The sequence below is a fragment of the Sporosarcina sp. Marseille-Q4063 genome, assembly GCF_018309085.1.
Lineage (GTDB): Bacteria > Bacillota > Bacilli > Bacillales_A > Planococcaceae > Sporosarcina.
This window is the reverse complement of the sequence record NZ_CP070502.1, coordinates 3,270,839-3,293,842: the sequence shown is the minus strand read 5'-3', so window position 1 is coordinate 3,293,842 and position 23,004 is coordinate 3,270,839. Positions and strand designations below refer to the sequence as shown.

General features: G+C 39.3%; 22 protein-coding genes and 1 other RNA gene. 10 read left to right on the top strand and 13 right to left on the bottom strand.

Translation table 11 applies throughout. From position 1 onward, the window contains the following. Window positions 1-113: 113 nt before the first annotated feature. Complete coding sequence (locus tag JSQ81_RS16735) at window positions 114-2,396, bottom strand: TOTE conflict system archaeo-eukaryotic primase domain-containing protein (RefSeq protein WP_212605138.1); 2,283 nt, start codon at window positions 2,394-2,396, stop codon at window positions 114-116. 404 nt (window positions 2,397-2,800) lie between these two features. On the opposite strand from JSQ81_RS16735, the gene JSQ81_RS16730 reads away from it, so the two are divergent. Beyond that, the gene (locus JSQ81_RS16730) at window positions 2,801-3,133 is read left to right on the top strand and encodes a hypothetical protein (protein WP_212605137.1); all 333 of its coding nucleotides are present in this window, start codon (window positions 2,801-2,803) and stop codon (window positions 3,131-3,133) included. A 93-nt stretch (window positions 3,134-3,226) separates the two neighbouring features. On the opposite strand, the gene JSQ81_RS16725 is transcribed toward JSQ81_RS16730, so the two are convergent. Next, window positions 3,227-4,711: an aldehyde dehydrogenase family protein gene (locus tag JSQ81_RS16725; protein ID WP_212605136.1), complete on the bottom strand. Its 1,485-nt coding sequence runs from the start codon at window positions 4,709-4,711 to the stop codon at window positions 3,227-3,229. 205 nt (window positions 4,712-4,916) lie between these two features. Between JSQ81_RS16725 and JSQ81_RS16720 the strand changes: the two genes are divergently transcribed. Continuing rightward, window positions 4,917-6,233: a uracil/xanthine transporter gene (locus JSQ81_RS16720; RefSeq protein WP_212605135.1), complete on the top strand. Its 1,317-nt coding sequence runs from the start codon at window positions 4,917-4,919 to the stop codon at window positions 6,231-6,233. Window positions 6,234-6,492: 259 nt separating this feature from the next. Here the strand turns inward: JSQ81_RS16720 and ssrS are convergent. The 4 genes from ssrS to JSQ81_RS16700 all read right to left on the bottom strand — a co-directional run bounded on the left by ssrS (window position 6,493) and on the right by JSQ81_RS16700 (window position 8,733). After that, a non-coding RNA gene (gene ssrS, locus JSQ81_RS16715) (6S RNA) lies at window positions 6,493-6,683 on the bottom strand. Between the two features lie 56 nt (window positions 6,684-6,739). Beyond that, window positions 6,740-7,183 carry a VanZ family protein gene (locus JSQ81_RS16710; RefSeq protein ID WP_249336566.1) on the bottom strand — a complete coding sequence of 148 codons (444 nt, stop codon included), beginning with the start codon at window positions 7,181-7,183 and terminating at the stop codon, window positions 6,740-6,742. 72 nt (window positions 7,184-7,255) lie between these two features. After that, the gene (fetB, locus tag JSQ81_RS16705) at window positions 7,256-8,005 is read right to left on the bottom strand and encodes an ABC transporter permease (protein ID WP_212605134.1); all 750 of its coding nucleotides are present in this window, start codon (window positions 8,003-8,005) and stop codon (window positions 7,256-7,258) included. Next, a complete protein-coding gene (locus JSQ81_RS16700) occupies window positions 8,002-8,733 on the bottom strand; it encodes an ABC transporter ATP-binding protein (RefSeq protein ID WP_212605133.1) in 732 nt (243 codons plus the stop codon). The genes fetB and JSQ81_RS16700 overlap by 4 nt, the downstream gene beginning before the upstream one ends. Before the next feature lie 511 nt (window positions 8,734-9,244). Here JSQ81_RS16700 and JSQ81_RS16695 point away from each other — a divergent pair. Then, window positions 9,245-9,835, top strand: coding sequence for a transposase (locus JSQ81_RS16695; RefSeq protein WP_212605132.1), 591 nt, complete (start codon window positions 9,245-9,247; stop codon window positions 9,833-9,835). Window positions 9,836-9,998: 163 nt separating this feature from the next. On the opposite strand, the gene JSQ81_RS16690 is transcribed toward JSQ81_RS16695, so the two are convergent. The 4 genes from JSQ81_RS16690 to JSQ81_RS16675 all read right to left on the bottom strand — a co-directional run bounded on the left by JSQ81_RS16690 (window position 9,999) and on the right by JSQ81_RS16675 (window position 13,417). Then, window positions 9,999-10,358, bottom strand: coding sequence for a DUF488 domain-containing protein (locus tag JSQ81_RS16690; RefSeq protein WP_212605131.1), 360 nt, complete (start codon window positions 10,356-10,358; stop codon window positions 9,999-10,001). Window positions 10,359-10,597: 239 nt separating this feature from the next. Then, window positions 10,598-11,860: a plasmid pRiA4b ORF-3 family protein gene (locus tag JSQ81_RS16685; protein ID WP_212605130.1), complete on the bottom strand. Its 1,263-nt coding sequence runs from the start codon at window positions 11,858-11,860 to the stop codon at window positions 10,598-10,600. A 3-nt stretch (window positions 11,861-11,863) separates the two neighbouring features. Then, window positions 11,864-12,112, bottom strand: coding sequence for a DUF6429 family protein (locus JSQ81_RS16680; RefSeq protein WP_212605129.1), 249 nt, complete (start codon window positions 12,110-12,112; stop codon window positions 11,864-11,866). Window positions 12,113-12,373: 261 nt separating this feature from the next. Further along, window positions 12,374-13,417 (bottom strand): tellurite resistance/C4-dicarboxylate transporter family protein, encoded by a 1,044-nt coding sequence (locus JSQ81_RS16675; protein WP_212605128.1) that lies wholly within the window; start codon window positions 13,415-13,417, stop codon window positions 12,374-12,376. Between the two features lie 389 nt (window positions 13,418-13,806). Here JSQ81_RS16675 and JSQ81_RS16670 point away from each other — a divergent pair, with 389 nt between their 5' ends. The 7 genes from JSQ81_RS16670 to JSQ81_RS16645 all read left to right on the top strand — a co-directional run bounded on the left by JSQ81_RS16670 (window position 13,807) and on the right by JSQ81_RS16645 (window position 19,867). Beyond that, window positions 13,807-14,328 (top strand): cupredoxin domain-containing protein, encoded by a 522-nt coding sequence (locus JSQ81_RS16670; RefSeq protein ID WP_212605127.1) that lies wholly within the window; start codon window positions 13,807-13,809, stop codon window positions 14,326-14,328. Window positions 14,329-14,346: 18 nt separating this feature from the next. After that, entirely contained in the window at window positions 14,347-14,763 is a 417-nt protein-coding gene (locus tag JSQ81_RS20090; RefSeq protein ID WP_249336565.1) for a heme-copper oxidase family protein, read from the top strand. 14 nt (window positions 14,764-14,777) lie between these two features. Further along, complete coding sequence (locus JSQ81_RS16665; RefSeq protein ID WP_249336564.1) at window positions 14,778-15,839, top strand: cbb3-type cytochrome c oxidase subunit I; 1,062 nt, start codon at window positions 14,778-14,780, stop codon at window positions 15,837-15,839. A gap of 36 nt (window positions 15,840-15,875) precedes the next feature. Then, window positions 15,876-16,430, top strand: a complete 555-nt coding sequence (locus tag JSQ81_RS16660; protein ID WP_212605126.1) for a hypothetical protein — start codon at window positions 15,876-15,878, stop codon at window positions 16,428-16,430. Window positions 16,431-16,689: 259 nt separating this feature from the next. After that, window positions 16,690-17,220: a DUF2628 domain-containing protein gene (locus tag JSQ81_RS16655; protein WP_212605125.1), complete on the top strand. Its 531-nt coding sequence runs from the start codon at window positions 16,690-16,692 to the stop codon at window positions 17,218-17,220. A 368-nt stretch (window positions 17,221-17,588) separates the two neighbouring features. After that, entirely contained in the window at window positions 17,589-18,977 is a 1,389-nt protein-coding gene (gene nhaC, locus JSQ81_RS16650) for a Na+/H+ antiporter NhaC (RefSeq protein ID WP_212605124.1), read from the top strand. 23 nt (window positions 18,978-19,000) lie between these two features. Then, window positions 19,001-19,867 carry an MBL fold metallo-hydrolase gene (locus tag JSQ81_RS16645; protein ID WP_212605123.1) on the top strand — a complete coding sequence of 289 codons (867 nt, stop codon included), beginning with the start codon at window positions 19,001-19,003 and terminating at the stop codon, window positions 19,865-19,867. Between the two features lie 184 nt (window positions 19,868-20,051). On the opposite strand, the gene JSQ81_RS16640 is transcribed toward JSQ81_RS16645, so the two are convergent. The 3 genes from JSQ81_RS16640 to JSQ81_RS16630 all read right to left on the bottom strand — a co-directional run bounded on the left by JSQ81_RS16640 (window position 20,052) and on the right by JSQ81_RS16630 (window position 23,004). Beyond that, window positions 20,052-21,281, bottom strand: coding sequence for an amidohydrolase family protein (locus tag JSQ81_RS16640; protein WP_212605122.1), 1,230 nt, complete (start codon window positions 21,279-21,281; stop codon window positions 20,052-20,054). Further along, window positions 21,282-22,379: a hypothetical protein gene (locus tag JSQ81_RS16635; protein WP_212605121.1), complete on the bottom strand. Its 1,098-nt coding sequence runs from the start codon at window positions 22,377-22,379 to the stop codon at window positions 21,282-21,284. 235 nt (window positions 22,380-22,614) lie between these two features. Next, window positions 22,615-23,004 (bottom strand): carboxymuconolactone decarboxylase family protein, encoded by a 390-nt coding sequence (locus tag JSQ81_RS16630; RefSeq protein WP_212605120.1) that lies wholly within the window; start codon window positions 23,002-23,004, stop codon window positions 22,615-22,617.

Below are 23,004 nucleotides of genomic sequence, written 5' to 3'. Positions count from 1 at the left end.
ATTGACACGGAGATTTTCTTATGCATCCTTCAATCAGTTTATTACTAAGCATAAAATAGTACATATAAAAATTGGGCTCTGCAATAGGCATTTTATTCCCGCGGCTTGTAAGCCTAAAACAATCTCATCTGTTCCGACAAATCCTTCCCATCTGCAATCACATAGCCCATCAATCTATAACCAGATTGCCGCTTGTCATACATTCCCTTTAATACAGGAACTTTCACGTCTACATAATCGTATACTTGTACCTCTTGTTTATGTTCGTGGTTTCGATGAAGACGACCGACATATTGTTGCAGGGTGCCTTTCCAAGAAATTGGCATTGTTAAAAATAAAGTATCTAACCGAGCATCGTCAAATCCTTCGCCTATGTATTTTCCAGTTGCGATTATGAGTCGTTCTTCGCTGTCCGGAATCGAAGACAAACGCTCAAGCTCTTTTTCTCGATCCTTTTTCTTCATGTTTCCAGCTAAAACAACGATATTTTTTGCAAATCCGTTAAACTTTTCTTTCATTATTTCCAGGTGTTCCAATCGCTCTGTTAAGATTATTGGGGAGCGTCCTTTCTCCAACGCATTTAAGACATCATCAAATATTTGAGTGTTTCTCGTCGAATCCAATGCTACTTCTTCGTAAATCTCATGAAATACCGTCTTTTTGGTTTTAAAATTCGTTTCTCTTGTGATTAACCGATGGCTAAACGGACGAACTTTCGCCTGTGATTTAGCATCTATAGTTGCACGAATCGGACCACATTGCATTGTGATAATGGGGTCCAATCCATCTTTACGTTTTGGGGTGGCCGTCAATCCTAATACATATGCTGGTCTTATTTGTTTTAAAACGTTTTCAAAAGTAATCGCTGAAATAATGTGACACTCGTCCACTATTATTTGGCCATACATCGTACTAAAAGATTTCAAATGGCCCCCGTAATTTAAACTTTGTATCGTTGCGACATCTACTTTTCCGGTAATATTGTTTTTTCCGCCACCAATTTGTCCTATTTCTTTTGGGGAAATATTCAAAAATGCGGCAAGCCGTTCAACCCATTGTTTCATTAATTGAGTGCGATGGACAATGACTAATGTATTCACTTTCCGTCTCGCCATTAAAGCAATGGCTACAACAGTTTTTCCAAATCCAGTCGTTGCTGAAAGTGTTCCATGTTCGTTTTCTAGTAATGAACTGACGACTTCTTCTTGCTGCATGGATAAGCTACCGTGAAAATCAATTTTAATTTTTTCGCCCTCATATGAATCATTTATTAGTTCTACCTGGATAGATTCATTTTTTAACAGACTTTGTAAATCCTCTAAGCAGCCACGAGGTAGAACGAGCTCATTCCCCAATTCATACGCACACTGAATTCTCCGAGGTATTCCATAAGTCGACAATCTCCTCGCTTGCGCCTTATAAAATTCCGGATTACTGAATGACGAGATGTCCTCTATTTTTTCTAATAAAGTTGAAGGAACACTCTCCTTATGAATATGAATTCCGTTTTTCAGTTCAATCCTGATTTTTTCTGGCATCTGTAAAGGACCATCTTCATTAATCTGTTCATTATCACCGAGTATAGCGTGAATTTGCTGCTTTGCTATTTTTCGAACAGTTGATAGATACATCCATTGGTCAGGGTGAGGTATAAAATTTTCATCGATAAATAAACTGTTCCCTTTCTGACCTGGCCCTTTTTGAAGTGGCAATGCAATCAGATTGCCAAATCCACCTTCCGGTAAAACATCTTGGTTCGGAAACAAGCGGTCAAAAGATGCTAATTGAATCCCGCCATTTCGTTCGTTTGTTTTCGTTAACAGATGCATGCCTAATTTTCTAGCTGTCGATGCCAATATATTTGAAGTAAAGAAAATCCATATATGTGCCCCGTTACCAGAACGGGATCTTTCAATGGAATGAGGTACATTCAATTTCTTGCAAGTTTCTGAGAAAGCCAAAACATCCCGTTGCCATTGATTCCCATCGAAGTCAACAGCCAAAAAAGCACATGTGCCATCTTGTAATAATGGATATAATCCGAGCGTTTTCTCTCCATTCAATTGTTCAACGAGCACTTGATCAGTCAAGGGTAGCAATTGCCGGTGCTGACACTGACTGCATTTAATAACTGGCTTTTGGCATATTGGTTTATTCCATTCCAATGCACATGCAGGCGTGTATCCACTACTTCCTTTTTTCGATTCCCAACGTAGTGCATACACATCTGTACGTCCTTTAAATAAACTTTTATATAGGCTAATTTTCTCTTCTAAAGTGGAAAGCCTACTCACTATTTTTTCTGAAACATTCATGTTCTCAATATTCATCATCTTAGCTAGTAATTGTTTCAGATACTTATTTTCCTGTATCAGTTTCTCCATTTCATCTTTCATTTTAATCCCTCAAATTGTATTGACGTTTTCTACCATTATACCCGCTTAATTTGGGAAAATATCAAGGAAACCTGCTAGTTATGTTATATACTTCAGATTCTACTATTTATAACAACCTTCCAGATCACTAATGAAAGGTACCACTGAAAGGTACCTGTGCACGGTGCAATTATGACTATTCCAATTTCCAAATAAATATCCAAAGAAATCCCTACAAAGTACTGTATCATCCAATTTCTTTTTTTCATTATGCAATTGTAGTGTATTGTCAAAATAGTTTCTTGCACAGGTACCTTTTTTCAATTCTTCTTTAAATTCCAATAAGACATTTAATTTTCGGACTAAATGTACTATAATTATATATGGGGATAAAGTATAGGGTACTTACAAAGGGGAATGGGAGATTGGAAGAAGAGGTAAATTTAAATTTAGGTTGGCTATCGGGAGAAAAAGTAGAGGTTCATGAACTTATTATGAGCACCGAGGGGCCGGTCATGGTAATCATCATACATGATATTTCACCGGTAGCTAACCTTCATGTTGTAAGATTGTTTACGTTAATGGGTGAAGAAGAAAACAATGAATATTTCATTGATATGGAAGTTGATTCATTTTCATTTACCAATGAGGATACCGCAGTTGAATTTGCAGATAGGCTACTAACAATGTCTGCACTCGAAATGCTTAATATGATGGCATTGAACAAGAAGAAACATGAGGTTGGTTTGCTTCATTGAATATGTCAGTTAAAGACGAAAAGGAACCCGACCATTAAACTGGTTAGGTTCCTTTTTTCGTGCTATAGAATTGTAGTTATTTATAGATTGCTTTTATTCGAGTGAAATATAGACGCTTTTCACTTCTGTGTAGTTGTCAAGTGCATATGAACCTAATTCACGGCCAATACCAGATTGTTTAAATCCGCCAAATGGTGTCGCGACATCGAATACTTGGTAACAGTTCACCCAAACTGTACCTGCTTTTAGCTTGTTTGCGAAATGGTGCGCCTTTGTAACGTCTTGCGTCCAAACACCAGCAGCCAGTCCGAATGGCGTGTTGTTTGCTCTTGCGATAAGTTCATCTTCGCTGTCATATGGAATTGCGGCTAGAACCGGGCCAAAGATCTCCTCTTGTGCGATTGTCATTTCGTCATTTACATCTGCAAAAATAGTTGGTTCAACGAAGTAACCATTTTCAAAAGGTTTTTTTCCACCTGTTAGAAGTTCTGCTCCTTCATTAACCCCGATATCAATGTAATTCATCACTCTGCTTTGTTGTAAAGCGGAAACAAGCGGTCCCATTTGTGTATCTTCATTAATTCCTGGTCCTTGTTTGATACTTTTCGCATGGGCAACCATATCAGCAACGACATTATCATAATTTTTTCTTGGAATGAAAACACGAGATCCTGCTGTACAGTTTTGACCTTGGTTAAACATGACGCCGTTTAGTGCGCCAGGAATTGCTTTGGTCAAATCTGCATCCGGTAAAAGGATGTTAGGTGATTTTCCGCCAAGTTCTAGCGTAATGCCTTTCAAGGACTGTGCAGCCCTTGCCATAATCAATTTCCCTGTTGCGGAAGATCCCGTAAAACCAATTTTATCGATTAACGGATGATCAATCATCGGCTCCCCTGCTTCTTTTCCGAAGCCTGGAACAATATTGACGACGCCCGCTGGAATTCCAGCTTCTTCGATTAATTCAGCTAAGTATAAGACTGAAAGCGGCGTTTGTTCTGCCGGTTTTAAAACCATCGTACATCCGGTTGCCAAAGCAGCACCCATTTTATACATCGCCATTAGTAATGGTAAATTCCATGGAATAATTTGACCGACAACGCCAATCGGTTCGTGCCGAACATAGTTCAGATACGGTCCACTCACTGGAACAGTTTGTCCTACAATTTTCGTCGGCCACCCTGCGTAATAGCGCATATGTTCAATCGATAATGGGATGTCGACTGCTCTTGATTCGCGAATCGGTTTACCGCTATCCAAAGTTTCAAGGATTGCAAGCTCTTCTTTATGTTCTTCCATAAGATCAGCAAGCTTGTACATAAGATGACTTCTTTCAGCCGCGCTTATTCTTGACCAAGGCCCCTCATCAAAAGCTTTCCGAGCTGCTTTTGCGGCAACATCAATATCCTCAGCTTTTGCCTCATAGACATTGGCTAGTACTTTTCCTGTTGCTGGATCATGGACTTCAAAGGTTGCACCCGATTTACTTTCTACAAACTCCCCATTAATGTATAAGTGCTTTGTCCCACTCAAGAATTTCTCCACTTTCTTATTCAAACCTTCTGCAACATGACTCATAATAAATCCTCCCCTAAAACATATAATGTAAGCGATTTCAACCCTATGCTATCATTAATATAATAATAATCAATAGATTTATATGAATGATTCATTAATTCTGCCAATTACAAGATTTTATTTATACGTGATAAGCATATTTTCTAAATTTTGTGTGATAGAATAATAAGTGTCGTATTTCTTATTATTGAAAAAAGGTGATTTCATGAATAGATTATTATCTTGGTCGACAACGTTCGCTTCAGTGCAATGGCTTTTTTTTATTTTCGCAAATATTGTTGTCGTCCCTATTTCTATTGGCTTTGCTTTTGATTTGCCACCGGAACAAATTGCCACCATTTTACGCAGCGCACTAATCGTAACCGGAGGCGCTTGTATTTTGCAGGGGTTAGTCGGACATCGCTTCCCTTTGATGGAAGGTCCTTCGGGAGTCATGTGGGGTTTAATCCTTAACTTGTGTTTATCGGCTTCTGCACTTGGCTTAAGTTTACCTAGTATTGGCGGCGGAATTGCTACAGGCATGATACTTGCTGGAATTGTAACCATCCTTTTAGTAGCATTCAATTTAATTTCATTCGTTCAAAAAGTATTTAGCCCGATGGTTATGAGCGTTTACTTATTGCTTTTAACTTTTCAACTAACATTCATTTTTTTCAATGGGATGTTGAAGATGAATGAAGATGGAACATTGAATTGGCATATAACGCTATTTTCTTTTGGACTTGCGATTGTTGTTGCGCTTTTGAAAATAAAAGGAAATAAAATTATTGGCGACTTTTCAATATTAATTGGCATGATTGGTGGCTGGATTGCTTACGCATTGCTATTTCCCATCGTAAAACCTGTCACAGATAGCGGGGTTGCTGCATTTTCTCTATTTCCACTAGGTCCGCCGAATTTGGAATACAGCATAATTGCCATCACTTTTTTAGGGTGTTTAATTAATTTAAGTAATACAGTTGCATCCATTCAAGCTGCATCTAAATTATTTAATGTAAATGTTTCTAGGAGTCAATATCGATTCTCTTATTTGTTGACTGGAATTTATTCCGTCATTGCTTCTTTGTTTGGACTTGTATTATTTGCACCGTTCGCTTCATCCATAGGCTTTTTGGAAAGCACTCAAATTTTTGATCGAAGACCGTTTTTAATTGGCGGAGGACTTGTGATTATCATCGGAATTATTCCTCCTCTAGGTTTAATGCTTGCAACGCTTCCGATGGCTGTTGGAAACGCCGTTTTATTAGTGGCTTATTCTCAATTGTTGGGGACTTCCTTGAAGAGTTTTAACGGCTATACATTTAATTCGGTTACGATTTATCGGATTGCAACTCCCGTACTTATAGGAGTTAGTTTAATGACAGTCGATACTAGTCTATTCACCTTTTTGCCTGCAATTATCCTACCTTTAATAACGAATGGTTTCATCATGGGATTTTTGATTTCACTAGTAATGGAAACTTGCATCAATTGGGATTACACGGGGACTGATCGAAAAGTTATGACTGATAATACGCAGTGATGTTTAAAGGTACCTGTGCATGGTGCAATTATGACAATTCACGACTTTGGATAAATAATCAAAAGGGCATCGACGAAGCGTTAATAAGTCGATACCCCTTTTTGATTTTATGCAATTGTAGTGTATTGTTTGAATAGTGTCTTGCACAGGTACCTAAAAAAGGTCCTGAAAAAGGGTAACTAAAAAATTCGCAAACAAAAAAGCACCATCCGAAATGGACAGTACTTTGTTATGAATTCTTTAGTATAATTTTTTATGTAAGTAAGCCGCCTCTGCCGTATTTTTATAGAAAGTTTTAAACCACCACTTATCAAAGTGGGTGTTCGCAGAAATCTTCCTGTCTGTCCTCGTTAATAATGAACGAGGCATGCCATTTCAATTTCGATGTAAAACTCCCTGTTACAGTATAAAGGTTAAAACTTAATAGTCATACGAACAATGCAGCTTGTTTTCTTAGTATACACGACTTATCATCGTCAATCAATGGTTAATGTTTCCTGTCTACCTCATACAAGCTTGCTGTCTTCATGGGTTTCATTCAAAATAATAGCCTTAGAAAAGGATTTGCAAAATAAATAGGCCAGGTAAATACCTGCCAAATCAATCCCTACATCGAATAATCTTCCGCTACGGGAAAAATACAGTTGCAAAACTTCTGTTACCAACGCATACGATCCACTTATTACGAATGCAATTTTCATGTTGTTAAACCCACGGAGCAGCAGAATATAAAGCAACCCAAATCCCAAGACATGCGCTGTTTTTTGAATCAAGTAAAAGCCGCTCGTCAATGGAATATCGCCAATAATAAACAAGTCGCCGAACACGGGCGAAGAATCTATTTTAAAGCTTACAATCTGTTGGTACAAAAATGCATGGGGATCAGATGTACAAGTTGCAACGAATATGAATGCCATATAGGCGAGGATAAACAAGCGGAATAAAAACAAGGTACAACAACCTTTCGCGTTATATAGATAGTTATCAATATCCCCAATAGCATCAACTGCTAATCCTCATTCTTACTTTCTCAACAATTGCATTCGCTCGTTAAAAAGACTTGGATAGGATAAAAAGCCGAGTAAAATACTTGTGACTGATGCGGTTGTGAGCAATAAGAAGATAATGAGTAATTGATATTGGACTGCTTGGACCGGATCAGCGCCGGCAATGATCTGGCCGCTCATAATTCCGGGCAGTTGAACGAGACCCATCGTCTTTTGGCTTTCGATTGTTGGAATCATGCTCGCTTTAATCGAATTTATGAGCTGCCTGTTGATTGCTTGTTTTGGCGTCCCACCTAGTGAGAGTATCAATTCGGTTTCATCCTCATGTGATTCCACTTCCGCTGTGAAACGATTTAGAAATAAAATCGACAGCACCATCGAGTTTCCGATGACCATTCCACTTGTTGAAATGACATATTGCGCTGTTGCTGGAATGATGTTGAAGCCCAGCATGATGCTTTGCGTCAGCACTTCGACAAAAATAAGCGTGACTGCGATTTTCCACGTAATCCCTTTAATCGACTTCCCTTTTGTGCGCGCATTTTGCGTCGCCGCCACGATCATGAGCGCCGCCATGAAGAAGATATATATAGGATTTTCTGAATCAAATACGAATTTCAGCACATATCCAACTGCTAATAGCTGTATAATCGACCTGATTGTCGCAATAATCGTGTCTTTTTCTAATCCTAACTTAAGCGTCCTGGATAAAATTAGAGGGATAACGACAAAAATAAGCGTGATGGATAATGTTACATATGTCATGATAAATCACCTCGAACAAATTGCTTCACAAGTTCATTTTTCGGTGATTTCAACAGCTCGCTTTCTCCTGTTTCAATGACTTCTCCGCCCATCATCACCCAAGTGTAATCCCCGATTGACAGTGCTTGGTCCAAATTATGCGTAATCCAAATTATGGTCACACCGTATTTTCGATTGATTTTGGTGATTAATTCTTCGATTTCATTTAATGAAGTCCGGTCTAAAGCCGACGTGATCTCATCCAACAACAAAATTTCAGAACGGTTAATCAGCGTTCGGGCAATCGATACCTTTTGGCGCTGACCTCCTGATAAATCATCGGTTTTCCAATGTAAAAATTCATCCTCTAGCCCGACATCCTCTAGAAATCTAATCGCATCTTCTTCAGTTAACTTTTCACCGCGAAGTTCTAAAGGAAGCGATAGATTTTGAAAAACCGTCCCCGCAATCATCGGCGCACTTTGAAGCGCAATTCCGACAAAACGTCTCAATTCAATAGGATTCCATCTTGCAATCGACTTTTTATGAATCAAAATATCCCCGGAAGTCGGTGCAATTAGGCCATTACACAATTTTAGCAATGTCGTTTTCCCCGCACCGGAAGGGCCAACAAGCGTTGTAATTTTCCCTTTTGGAAAGGAACCCGTAATTTTTTTCAAAATATGTATATCACCAACCGAATAATCAACTTCACGAAAATGAAGCGCAGGTTCATATAATTTATTCATTAACAAACTCCTTTTGAGAAGTACCTTTGGGTGGTATCTTTTTTTGAGAGGTACCTTTGCAAGGTGCATTCTTTGAGAGGTACCTGTGCAAGGTGCATTTATGACAATTCACGCTATCGAATTAATATTCATTAGAAGTTTAACGAAGTCTTGTATCATAGTATTCTTATTTAGAATTATGCAATTGTAGTGTATTTTTGGAATAGTTTCTTGCACAGGTACCTTAAAATTTTCCCGGCTTGTTCGGGTTATATAGTACTAATATACACTAGTTAGGTATTGAATAACCTGTTTTGGATTTCACTCTGGAATGTAATAACCTCAAAATAAATTTATCGACCTGTTTTTCGCTGCAAAATTAAATTTTAATTATTGTTTTTCAGTTTTATGCTGGGTTGCTAAGGAGTCGAAATTCATTTATGTCTAAATACTTTTTCTTCCATAAGATTGATGCTTAATCATTTTTTAAGTATGATTAAGTCAATTTAAATGAGTAAAGGGGGTTTTTAATTTGCCAAGACGTAAACGAAACTGGCATCCGCACGCCTACTATCATGTCAGTATGCGTGGGAATAACAGGCAAAATATCTTTCAAACACAAGAGGATATCACGGAGCTAATGCGCATTATGGAATACGGCGCAGCAAAAGACGGTTTCACGATGCTCGCATATTGTGTCATGTCGAATCATTACCATTTATTGATCCGCTCAGAATACGTAGACCTTGCAAAAGTCATGGCGCGAATCAATCGAAGATACAGTGACTATTACGCAAAACGATATTCACACGTCGGTCGAATCTATGAAAAAAGATATTTTTCCAAACAAGCAAATGGGCCAAATGCAATTCTTGCCATCAGCAGCTACATACATCGGAATCCAATCGACACCCAAATTCCGATAGTGGAAAAGCCCGAAGATTACCTTTATAGTTCATATCGCTATTACGCAAATGAAGAACTGACCCCGCCAAGTTTTTTGAGAACGAATGTAGTCGCCTACTTGCTTCCAAATCCGATTGATAAAACGAATCAGGCTTATTGCCAATATTGTCTGACGTATAAGCAGGTTGCGGAAGAGGATAAACAGTTGGAAGTGTGAGTACTGAAAATTATAGAAGGTACCTGTGCACGGTGCAATTATGACTATTCAGGGCTTAGGATAAAAAGTCAAAGGGATAACGACAAAGTGATGTATAGTCGGTATCCCCTTCTTATTTTATGCAATTGTAGTGTATTAACTGAATTCTGTCTTGCACAGGTACCTAAACCTGTTGCCTGTCGAGAATTTCCTTTAGTACGACCGCTTGATTATGTTCTTCATCTTTGGCGCCGTAGACTAATGTAACATTCTTTTTATGCTTTATAACAATATCCTTGAGTTCTTCCATCAATTCATTGTTATCGTCCAATTCCTTTTTATACTTCTTTTTGAAACCCTCGAACTTTTCCGTTTCATGATCAAACCATTTACGCAATTCATCTGAAGGCGCGACTTCTTTCATCCAATGATCAATTTGTAAATCTTCTTTTGAAATACCGCGAGGCCATAATCGATCAACCAGAATTCGAACACCGTCTTTTTTAGAAATATCATCATAAGCTCGTTTTATATTTACTGGCATTTTACTCCTCCTATACATACAGTCTTCCCCGCTTATAAACTCAAAAACATGGGAACAAGTCTAAGGTTCACTATCAGAATATAGGTACCTGTGCAAGGTGCAATTATGACAATTCACGACTGTGGATAAAAAACCAAAGGGGCTATCGACAATCCGTTATACAGTCGATAACCCCTTTTCATTTTATGCAATTGTAGTGTATTTTTTGAATAGTGTCTTGCACAGGTACCTAAAAATAACTACCATGAGTATTGCTCCGGCGCATCGCCAAATACCTCTATAATCTGTGGCTCGGAAACTTTATTCTCTTCAATAATTTCTACTACTTGAATTTTGAATGTCCATTCATATCCGAAGTCAAATAAGTATAGAAAGTTTTGTCCCTGGTACAATTCTAACTTCCCTATTTCCGCGTCATCCACGAAGGGACCGTGGGAATCCATTGGCGAATTGTAACAGGATTTACTAAACTTTTTTCCATCCATATAAAAAGCATATAGATGGTCATCGTCAAAATCAAATACATCCTGAATTAAGTCGTGTAATTCAAGTAAGGTATGATCACTCGATAATTGCAAAGTTCTCCAGCACGAGGAGCTTAACATCACTTTCAAAAGATAAGTTCCTTCTATATAAACAGGCTGTTTCTTTTTTAATATCGACGTAAACTCACCTTTTGACAAAAATGGTCTTAATAACTCTGAAAGTGACTCTATTTCCTCTTCTTCTTCCTCTTCAAACTCACCTGGTAAATTAAATAGCGCGTCAAACAATCCAAAGTACTGATTTCCACGCATACCCTTATACGGATCCCAAGATTCATAAAGTTCACGGTAAATTTTTGTGAATAATAGGGTCAATGTAATTGATTTTGGGATTGTGCAATACGGCCGACTTGGAACATTCGATCGCTCTAGATCAAGAGAAAATCGCCAAAATCCAAAGTAAGCAAAGTAAAAGAAAAACTGCCCATACCGATTGACAGCGTGTTCAATCTCTTCATATTGTGATAAATCTATTTCATAATCTGCTGGAATGTCTTGTAAAGCTTCTGTTAAAATGTTTATATTAGCAGGTGCTACACCCCATTTTTCACCTTGCAATTCTTCCCAATCAGCATCCATCCAAAAAGCATCTAACAAAGTAACATATTGTTCTGTTGCCGTCATTTTCATAAAAACATCAATTTGTTCTTTTTGAATGATAGCAGTTGCAGTGGATTGTGTACGCTTGATCTTGAAAAAATCAAGAATGAGTGATAGATTATAAAACAAATGAAGGAGAGGATAGTCTAATTGCGAATTATGTTGCGACACATCTCTCGTATCACATTTCATTAGCGGATAAATGGCAAGCAAATCTTTTTTCGTTAAATATCCTTTGGTTTTCGTAAGTTTTATAGGATGTGTTGCCAAATAGGTTAAATAGGATTGGAAATCACCAACAATAGGCGTTGGGTCATTTTCCGTAATCAGAATCTTGCTGTCCTTTGCCTTCTTCATGTGTTAACGCCTCTTTTCATCTTCAGAAAAATACTTCTCCACCAAAGCTTCCGCCTCTTTGACACCCGCCTCAGTCAAATAAACAGATTTAGACCTTTTACTATCCCTGATCAAGTCCTCATCAGAGAGTTCGTTTAACATTTCAAATGGATACCCCTTCCAACTTCTAGGCATTTTGTGAAAATCGTCCGATTCTATCCATGACGTCAAGTGCAGCATTAACAAAGTAAGCTCCTTAATCTTTTCCTCCATGCTAAACAAAACCTCTTTTCGTAGATTTTATTTTAGTATATTTGAAGATTACATGAATCTCAATGATTCGAAAAAGGTACCTGTGCACGGCGCAATTATGACTATTCACGACTGTGGATAAAAAATCAAAGGGGCTATCGACAAACCGTTATACAGTCGATAACCCCTTTTCACTTTATGCAATTGTAGTGTATTTTTTGAATAGTGTCTTGCACAGGTACCTAAAAAGGTACCTAAAAAAAGGTGCCTGAACAGTGGTGTTTAAATAGCTCGGTATTTCCTATAGCTGGTGTATAGATGATGGAGCATTCCTGTGAAAATGGCGAGCCAGGCTAGGATGGATATGAATACCATGATTTTCGGAATGATGATTAAAAATGGCAGTTGTAAGGCTTTGGATAATTGGAATGTGCTTGTTGTATACATGGCGAGCGGGAAAGCCATTCCCCAGAACTGCGGGTCATATTTTAATGAATAACGATGATAGAAATGACGCCAAATCATAAGCATGAATAATAGTGGAATCCACCACGTGCCTGTGATCCAGAAAAATAATGTGAATCCCTTTATGAACGGTGTTAATTCGACAAGAAGTGGCCAGTTCTCAGCGTGCAATAATAATGTCGAACCGGCTAATGTCGTGATGGCGACGGCACCCATATTGATCCAGTATGGTGGCGTTAGAGCGTCGTGTTTTAATTCCAAAAAGGTGAAGCGATAAAAAATAAGCGTAATGATATTTAGATAAAGCATACAGCCTAATAGAAACATACATAAAGTAAAGAATAGTATTATTTGCTGTCCATTCTGAACCCGGTCCGACAGCAAAGTGCCGAGTACTGAAATGGATTGTGTTGCCACGGCGGCGATCAACCAAGCTCCGTTAATGCCTTCCGACAAAACAGGTTTGTCTTTCCGTATGGTCACGGCTGTGAAAAAGATATACATAATCGTCAGCCATAAGACGATACCGAGTCCCCATAAATAGCTAGCCAGTTGAGAGTTTTCAGTAATGATAATGAGTTGGCTGCCGAAAACGCAAGTTCCCGCCACTAGCGTGAAGAAGCCCGGTCCATTGGAATGGCTCGTAATATCTATCAGTACACGCGAGGAAAAATAAACTAGACGAAGAATAGTTAGTATCCACAGAATTAGATAAACTCCAATATTGACGTACAACAACCCTTGGGCAATGGAATGCATACCAAGTAAATGCAAGGCGATGGAGAGCGCGCCCGTTGCCATGACAACGGAAAAATAGCCTGAAAAAAGATTGAAGACGGTATGCTTTAATAGATTGCCCATATTTTCTTAACTCCTTTTACATAGTGAAAAATGATAGGTACCTGTGCACGGTGCAATTATGACAATTCACGACTTTGGATAAAAAACCAAGTGGATATAGCCAAAGCGTTATGTAGTCGGTATCCCCTTATTGTTTTATGCAATTGTAGTGTATTTTTCGAATAGTGTCTTGCACAGGTACCTAAAAAACGGTATCAAAAAAACAGTACTTAAAAATAGTAACTAAAACGATGATGATTACTCTTAGTTTGGCAGTTAACTTGCTGATTATCAACAGTTATTTGGTTGGGAATTGGAAAAGAAGTGATTTTTATCACAGCATTGATGTGTGAATAATCGTTAAACTAGAGATAGCCGGGATTGGTAGAAATGTGAAGGGGGATTTTACAATGGTTCAAACAGTGGCGTGGGTAGTGAGTTTGGTTTGTATTTTGGTGATTGCAGCGGCTTTTGGTTTTGTTGCGGTCAAATCCACACAAAAACGGGATTATGAGCCGATCGTGAAAAAGTGGTACAAAATCCGCAAGGTGTATGGGACGATTGTTGTTATTTTAATGATAGTGGCTATGGTTTATACGTTAAGAGAGTTACCTTTCAATCAGCCTGTCTACAGTAAGGGCAATGAGCCAGTCATTGTAGATGTGGAAGCGCTTCAATTTGGTTGGAATATTAGTGAAAAAGAGTTTGATGTTGGTCAGTCTATTGAATTTCATGTGACGACTGCGGATGTGACGCATGGTTTCGGAATTTACGATGAAGATATGAATCTAATTGCTCAAACGCAAGCGATGCCTGAATATACGAACGTTGTTTACATCACGTTTGACAAGCCTGGTACGTATACGATTCTTTGCTTGGAGTATTGTGGTTTGGCCCACCATATTATGATGGATGAAATTGTGATTAAGTAGAAAGGAAGTGTACAAATAATGATTAGTAAATATATGCCTTTAAAATCAAGAGACGATAAAGTTGTGACACAAATGATTATTGCTGGCGTCGTTGTCATTGCGGCGATGATTTTTGGTGTGTTGATGTTGGCAGCACAGGGTGGTTTTATTGAATTACAAGCAGCGGCCTTTTATCAATTTCTAACGATACATGGTACGGCTATGATTGGCGCATCGGCGCTAGCGACGTCTGCAATCATGTGGTATTTTCTTAGTCACTATGTTGATTTATCCAAGAAGATATTTAATCTTAATTTAATATTATTTTTAACAGGATTCTTAATGACAGTTATTGGGATATTCTCATTTGAGTATGCCAGCTCATGGACATTTTTGTATCCGCTCCCGCATTATCAGGTGGCGCTTGGGGTACGACAGGTGCTCTGCTTTATCTAGGAGGCATGCTAATTTTGGGTGTTGGCTTCCTATTACTTTATATTGATACGGGTCGAGCGATTATTAAAAAGTATGGAAGTCTTGGAAAAGGACTCGGCTGGGACGTTCTTTCTGGAAAAAAAGCAGTGGAAGATGCACCGCCGACAACAGTCGTGGCGAGTACGATGGTAACAATTGTCAATATATCGGCGTTGACTGCTGGAGCGACTGTGCTTATTGTCAACATGATCAGTGTCGTTAACCCTGCGTTTACATTTAACCCGTTGTTGGCTAAAAACTTAACGTACGCATTCGGACATATTTTTGCGAACGCCACGATTTATATGGCTGTTATCGCGGTTTATGAAATTTTATCACGCAAAACGGGCCGACCTTGGAAGGCGAATAAACCATTTTTGATTGCGTGGACAATGTCAACACTATTTACAATGATCGTCTATCCTCACCATCTTCTGATGGATAGCGTGATGCCTAAATGGATTTTAATTCTCGGGCAGGTTTTATCGTATGCGAATGGTTTGCCTGTATTAATAATTACAGCTTATGGCGCATTGATGATAGTTTATAAATCGGGCATCAAATGGGATATGGGTTCAGCGCTAATCTTTTTATCGATGTTCGGTTGGACGGCTGGCGTCATTCCTGCAATGGTTGACTCAGCGATTGTTGTCAATCACGTCATGCACAATACGAAATGGGTACCCGGGCATTTCCATATGTATATGGGGCTCGGTGTGATTGCGATGATGTTCGGCTTTATGTATTTCATTGCCAAAAATGATAGTCCACTAAAAACAAATGGCTTGGATAAATTTGCATTCATCCTCTATTCGTTGTCGATGTTTGGTGTTTGTGTATCATTCCTTATTTCGGGCGCGATTAGTACACCAAGACGCTTTGCAACACATCTGCCTGAGTGGATGGGACCTGCTCAAGTGGGAGCAATCACAGGCGTGTTCGTTGTAGTTGGTATTTCAATATTTGTCATTCACTTTGTTCGCTATGTTTTTGCAAGAAATAGAAGCAAAACAACAACAGCCGTTAGCAGAAAGAAGCAACAAGCAGACGCGGCTTAAAATCATGACATAGAAATGAATTGGGGGGTTCAGGATATGAAACAAACGATGATCGGGGTTGTTTTGTTTGTTATACTTGGCATCCCCTCTCTCATATCTTTAGTAGAATCCATTATGATTTTGCATATGCTGGTTCAAATTCCTTTGCTCGTAATTGCTGGGTGGTTAATGGGTCAGTTTTTGGTGGAAAGATTTCAATCCTTTTTTGAGAAATGGAATGACAATGGAATCCCTGGTATTTTAGTGTTTGTGATCATAACGATGTATTGGATGCTTCCACGGGTGATGGATGAAGCGTTGACCATTTGGTATATACAGCTATTTAAATTCATAGGGCTTCCGATTGCAGGGCTGGCATTACGAGATAGCTGGAGTAAACTACAAATAACCGGGAAAAGTTTCATCTTTTTGAATTACATTTCCATGTTCGGCCTAATGGGCTGGTTGTATGTAGACTCACCGATCCAACTGTGTAATAACTACTTGGAGTTGGAACAGAAAATGCTTGGGTGGGGATTTTTGGTCCTCACTGCAGGGATGGTTATTTATATTGTGCAGTTAGCTTTTACGGATCAATCATCTAGTGTTTAACAGGGGTTTTTATGAGGTACCTGTGCAAGGCGCAATTATAACAATTCATGAATTCGGATAAATAGTCAAGGGGATATCGACAAAGCTTTATATGTCGGTATCCCCTTTTTGGTTTTATGCAATTGTAGTGTATTGTTGGAATAGTTTCTTGCACAGGTACCTAAAAACTTCGAAGATACATGCAGTCATTTGGCAGTTATTACCTATATCCTATTAATTGGGCTATAATAGGCTTATAGATTAGAAGGGAATGAAAAACTTGACGAAATCTATGTATTCAAATGAACTCGAACAACATCAAGATCCTGAAAATGTGCAGAATGACGATCTGTTGAAAGCATTTGTAGGGGTAAAGAAACAGTCGTATTATTTCAGGAAATGGCAACCTGACAATCGGAGACCCATTAATTGGGCTGCAGTTTTCGCTACTTTTTTTTGGCTAGGCTATCGAAAAATGTACAAGGTTATAGCTTACATATTATTGATATTTATTGCACTAGATGTCGTCATCTTGTTCACTGGAATTGATGGGGGTTATATTAATAACTATATTGGTTTGGGTGTAGCAGTGGCATTGGGCATAGGTGGAAATGGGATGTACAAGAACCATGCACAAAAAGAAATCGAAAAGTTGCAAACGGAATACTCAGGTGATCAACTTTTGGAGAAAGTCAAACAACGTGGTGGCACCAGTTGGGGCGGGTTTTGGATAGCCGTCCTGCTATTTATTGGTTATATTTTAATCAGTATCGCACTGGAAATTCTAGCATACCTTTTTACAGGTTTATAATGTAAAAGAAGGAAGCCGACTTTGTCGGCTTCCTTTTCACTTTTCTTCATCGAAGCTACCCCTCGGAGGTACCTGTGCACGGTGCAATTATGACAATTCGAGAATTTGGATAAATAATCAAGGGGATATCGACAAAGCGTTATACAGTCGATGTCCCCTTCTCTTATTATGCAATTGTAGTGTATTAATTGAATAGTGTCTTGCACAGGTACCTAAAAAGGGTACCTAAAAAATTAAAATTCTTGCACTTAAATGATGTTGCACTTATTTGAATTGAGTGATAGTCTAGCATATTAATACATAATTTTGAGGGGAGGAAGTACGGAGAATCTTGGCTTATACCAATATCATTCTCGTGCGCAATACAATTGAAAAGAGAAGTTTCATTTGGATTATCGATTATCCCAATCTTCACCTTAATTTTAGCTGCTGCTTTATCCATTTTCATTTGGGAAGCTGGGATGCATATTCCTCTTTTGATTGGTGTAATCGCAGCGGCAATTATCGCAGTAGTTTGTGGTTGGACTTGGGATGAAGTACAGAGAATGATGGTCGGAGGCGTGGCTAGGGCCCTACCCGCTGTTTTTATTTTACTTATTATCGGAATCATCGTGGGAACTTGGATTGGAAGCGGGGTTATCCCGACAATGATTTACTATGGACTCATGATTATCTCACCCGCGATGTTCGTGCCGCTTGTAGCACTTGTTACCGGAATTGTTTCCATCACATTAGGAAGTTCCTTCACTTCAATTGCGACAATTGGGCTTGCGTTTATGGTCATTGGTGAAGGACTTGGATTTCCTTCGGGACTTGTTGCGGGCGCTGTTATTTCAGGTGCTTACTTTGGCGATAAATTATCTCCATTATCGGATACGACAAATATTGCACCAGTAATGGCTGAAACGGATTTATTTAGTCATATCAAACATATGCTTTGGGATACAATTCCTGCATTTTTTCTTTCAATTATCTTGTATTGGATTGTTGGTAATAGAATTTTGACCACTCATATTGTTGATTCGGACGCTATCAATACAATCAAAATAGGATTGAGTGACGTATTTGTCATTCATCCACTATTACTGCTTATGCCTATCTTTACAATTTTTCTGATGATTAGGCGCACCCCGGCAATTCCCGCATTAATGAGCGTCGGCTTGTTAGGAGCAGTGCTTGCCGTCTTGGTTCAAGGCGGATCTGTTTCTACTGTTGTTAAAATGATGCAAAGTGGCTTTTCTATTAATTCCGGCGTAGATGCAGTTGATTCGTTGTTAAATCACGGAGGATTAGTTTCAATGTTAGGGACAGTTGGGCTGTTGGTCATCGCCACAGCTCTTGGCGGCGTTTTAGAAGAAACAGGGTCTTTTGATGTGTTAACGCGGAAAATGATGTCGAAAGTCCAGACGGCTGGAACATTAATCAGTTCAACAATTCTAGCAACATTTGTCATCGCATTTGCGAGTGGCGCACAATTTTTAGCAATCATTTTACCAGCAAGAACATTCGTCAGTAAGTATAAATCGATGAATCTGGATACAAAAAACCTTTCACGTTGTGTCGAAGCGGCGGGAACAGTCGGTATCAACCTTGTCCCTTGGAGTGTCCCTGTCGTTTTTGCAGTTAGCGTACTTGGTGTGAGCCCTGGAGAGTTTATTCCATATACTTTTTTCGCATTCCTAGTCCCGCTAATCAATATTTTATTTGGATTCACAGGATGGACGATTACAAAAAAGCATTATAATAACAATACATAAAGTATTAAAGGAGAAATCCCTCTATGAAAAAAGTCATTTTGAATGTGTTAGGCACCGCACAAGATGCAGGGCTTCCACATCCAAATTGTTTCTGCAAAAACTGTGCAGAAGCGCTGGAATATCCACGGTTTAGACGTCTTGCCGCTTCCTTGGCAGTTGTTGTACCTGAAGAAAAGACTTGGCATTTAATTGATGCTACGCCTGACTTGAAAGAACAAATGGCAAGATTGCAAATCAAATACGATATGCAAGGTCGATTAATGGAAAGCATCTTTTTGACGCATGCCCATTTTGGTCATTATCCGGGTCTGTTATTATTAGGGCGGGAAGCAATTGGCGCAAATGGCGTACCCGTAATGGCGGGGAAGAAAATGAAACGATTATTGGAGGAACAAGCTCCGTGGAGTTTATTGACAGAGCTAGGAAATATAGATATACAAGAAATAAAAGAGGGACAAAAAATTCCGATTTCCTCGCTCGTCACAATCCGACCTGTCGAAGTTCCGCATCGAAATGAATTTTCGGAAACGTTCGCTTACTGGATTGAAGGCCCCAACAAGAAAGTACTTTATATTCCAGATATCGACCGTTGGAATGAATGGAATCAAGACATTTATAAGGCCTGTGAAGAGGCCGACATTTGTTTACTCGACGGCACGTTTCATTCAACGTCGGATCTTGAGAAAATCGGTCGTGACTATCGTGAAATTCCACATCCACTTATCGTCGAAACGATGGATAGGTTGCAAGGCTTAGTGGGACAGACTGAGATTTATTTCACCCACCTAAATCATTCCAATCCAGCCATCGATTCCGATCTTCACATACGAAATCATATAGAGTCTAAAGGATTTCATATTGCAGAAGAAGAAATGGAATTTATCTTGTAATGTAATGTCGGAGGTAACTGCTTTGGGGTACCCTTTGGAGGTACCTGTGCACGGTGCAATTATGACAATTCACGACTATGGATAAATAATCAAGGGGATATCGACAAAGTGTTATATAGTCGATATCCCCTTTTCGCTTTATGCAATTGTAGTGTATAATCTGAATAGTGTCTTGCACAGGTACCTAAAAAATTTTAAGCCGATTCACGACTTGCCGCCCCTTATAGAACACTTTCTTGATCTTCTTAACGTCGGTAATTTCTAGGCCTGGGATTCCTTCTGCTACTAAAAAATTTGCATCCATTCCTATTTCTATTTTCCCGAACTGCTTTTCTTTTCCTAGGATTTGTGCGGGATTTGCTGTGAGTAAAGCTAGAATTTCGTTGTCGGTGTAATGGTGCTTTTTTAAGAGTTGCATGGCTGGTTGGGCGATTGACATGAGTACGTTGGGTCCTTTTAATTCACTGTCATTAAAAGGCAACCATGTGGCGCCTTGAAATGGCGGTAAATAAGCGTCCGTGGAAATCGATACAGGAATTTTATTGTCCATTAACTTCAATATATCTTCGGGCGAGTTTGGCATGAGGTGAGTTCCCCCGATTGGTGTCGCTACAACTTTCACTTTTTGCTCTGAAGCTTTTTCGATTAAGGCGTCTGAAATGCCGTGCGCATGGTGTAAAACATCGAATCCCGCTTCCAATGCCATGTCGATGGCTTCGGCGCCGGCGACATGTGTGCCTACTTGTTTCCCAGACTGATGATAAATGTCTACGATTTTCTTCAATTCTTCTATTGAATAAATAATTTCTCCAGCTCTCGGCACTTCATTCGCAGTAAAGTTAGCTGGGGTTGCGTTGATAAATATATTTTCACCCGGATAATCGCTTGCTTGTGCGATCAATCGTACTAACGACAAATCATTCAACGTTTTTCTGTCTATGCTTTTCGATTGAGTCAGTGCGCTAAAATGGGTTAATTCGTCAAAACCGATTGAAATGCTTGTCGTAGCAAATGAAATATCAATCGGCATATCTTCAACCGCTCTTCGATAATCAGTCACCGAAAAATCACATTGTGGATGGCCACAGATTTGTTCACCAAGCGCAGTGATCCCCGATGATAGTGCACCGAAAAGAAGTTCTTTTCCCGCGACGAAGTGATTAATGGGCGCATCTGGATAGAGTGAGGTCGGTGCGAATTCCAATAAATGCGTGTGGCAATCAATTAACGAAGGCGTTATGACGAAATCCGAGCAATCGATGTACTTTATAGCAGGATATTGTTTCTTCAGGTTATCCCAAGTGCCTACATCAATGATTTTTCCGTCTTCGACAACGACAGCGCCATTTTCTACTGTCCCTAATTGACTTACTGTGACAATCCTTTTCCCTCTAATTATAAATTTTTCCTTCATTTAATTCACCAGGAATGGCGTTAAGATAATTGCTAGTGCCCAAGCAGTTGCAAATCGGATGATCATTCCGACGATGGCTGCTTTAACAACTTCCTTTTCATTTAAATTAGATGATTCTGCCCAGGTTGCAGGCACTTGACCAAAAATGACCGACAACGGCAAACCGGAATTCGCTAACACGAATGAACCTACAATTAGGGCTGGATCCACGGTACTCGCCAGTTCGGATAATTGCGCGACCGCAAGTGTAGGGGCGGCAAGTATTGACACAATTCCAGTGGATGGTTCAATGCTCATTAAGGTTAATACCGTTGTTAAGCCGGATTGAATTGCATCCCAAGCCCCAAAGAATTTCAAAGCACCGATGAAGAAAAACACCGCCGCTACTGCCGGGATGATAATTAAGAAGAGTAACTCGGCACCTTCTTTTGATGAAGAGAATATTGTTTGCAGGAAGTTTGTTTTTGGTGTAAAACGAGGCAACTCTTCTAATGCAACACGCTTTGTATCTCGGTATATTGTAATAGATAATAGGTAAGGAACAACGATAATCGGCAGAAATATTGCGAAGAATATAAGTGGAAATGCATTGATATTGAAAACCGCTAATGCAATGAGACCTAACACGAGCGTTGCGAAAGATTGCGGCGATTGAATCATCGTGGCGACCGCTATTTTTTGTTCGGCTTTGGTCGCTTTCGCTTTCACCAAAATGGGACCCGCTATTTTCCCGGCGGCATTAATATCACCGAGAATATTATATGCACTCGGTACGATAACAGAAGGATTAATGTTCAGCCATTTCATTACGGGGACAAAAATTCGAATTAACCCGTCTGTGAATCCTAATCGTTCCAAAATACGACCAAAAATCACACTAATAATGATAGCAATTCCAACTTCACTCGTTAAAAAGACATCCACGACGATTGGTTTTACTTCTGCGATAACTACATTAAAGAAGTTTGCCAATGAATTAGGGTCGAAAATTAGGACCAGTAATGACCCAGCAACTAGGAGTATTCCAAACACTTCAAATGGTTGCCATTTTTCTCTCGCATTCTTTTTCTTAGATAATGAAGCTTGTTCTTTTTTCAAAATATAAATCCCCCTCTCCTATTCCTACTTTATGTGAAAATAAGGGGTTGTGTGTTTGTCTTGGGTGGATAGTGAGAGGTACCGGTGAGAGGTACCTGTGCAAGGTGCAATTATGACAATTCACGAATTTGGATAAAAAACCAAAAGGGGTATCGACAAAGTGCATATTGTCGATACCCCCTTTTTATTTTATGCAATTGTAGTGTATTACCTGAATTGTGTGTTGCACAGGTACCTAGTTCTCAGACGCCTTCTCGTTCTCCTTGAAAATCTCATCGGCGATTCCCATTGCTTGAACAGCTTTTGGAAACCCTACATATCCAGCACAATGGATGATGATTTCGGTGATTTCTTCTTTTGAGAGCCCTACGTTCAGAGCTGCTTGCAAGTGAACTTTGAGCTGTTCGAAAGCGCCTTGCGTGATGAGTGTGGTGAGCGTGATGATTTCCCGTTGAGAGAGGGAAAGCGTATTTCTAGCATACAAGTCTCCAAAACCAAAGGAGACGATCAATTCCCAAAGGTCAGGGGAAACTTCTTTCATTTGCCCCATGCCGCCTCGTACTTCCTCGGAAAATAATTCTTCCATTACTTTTAATCCTGCTGCGTATCTTTCGTTCTTTTCCAT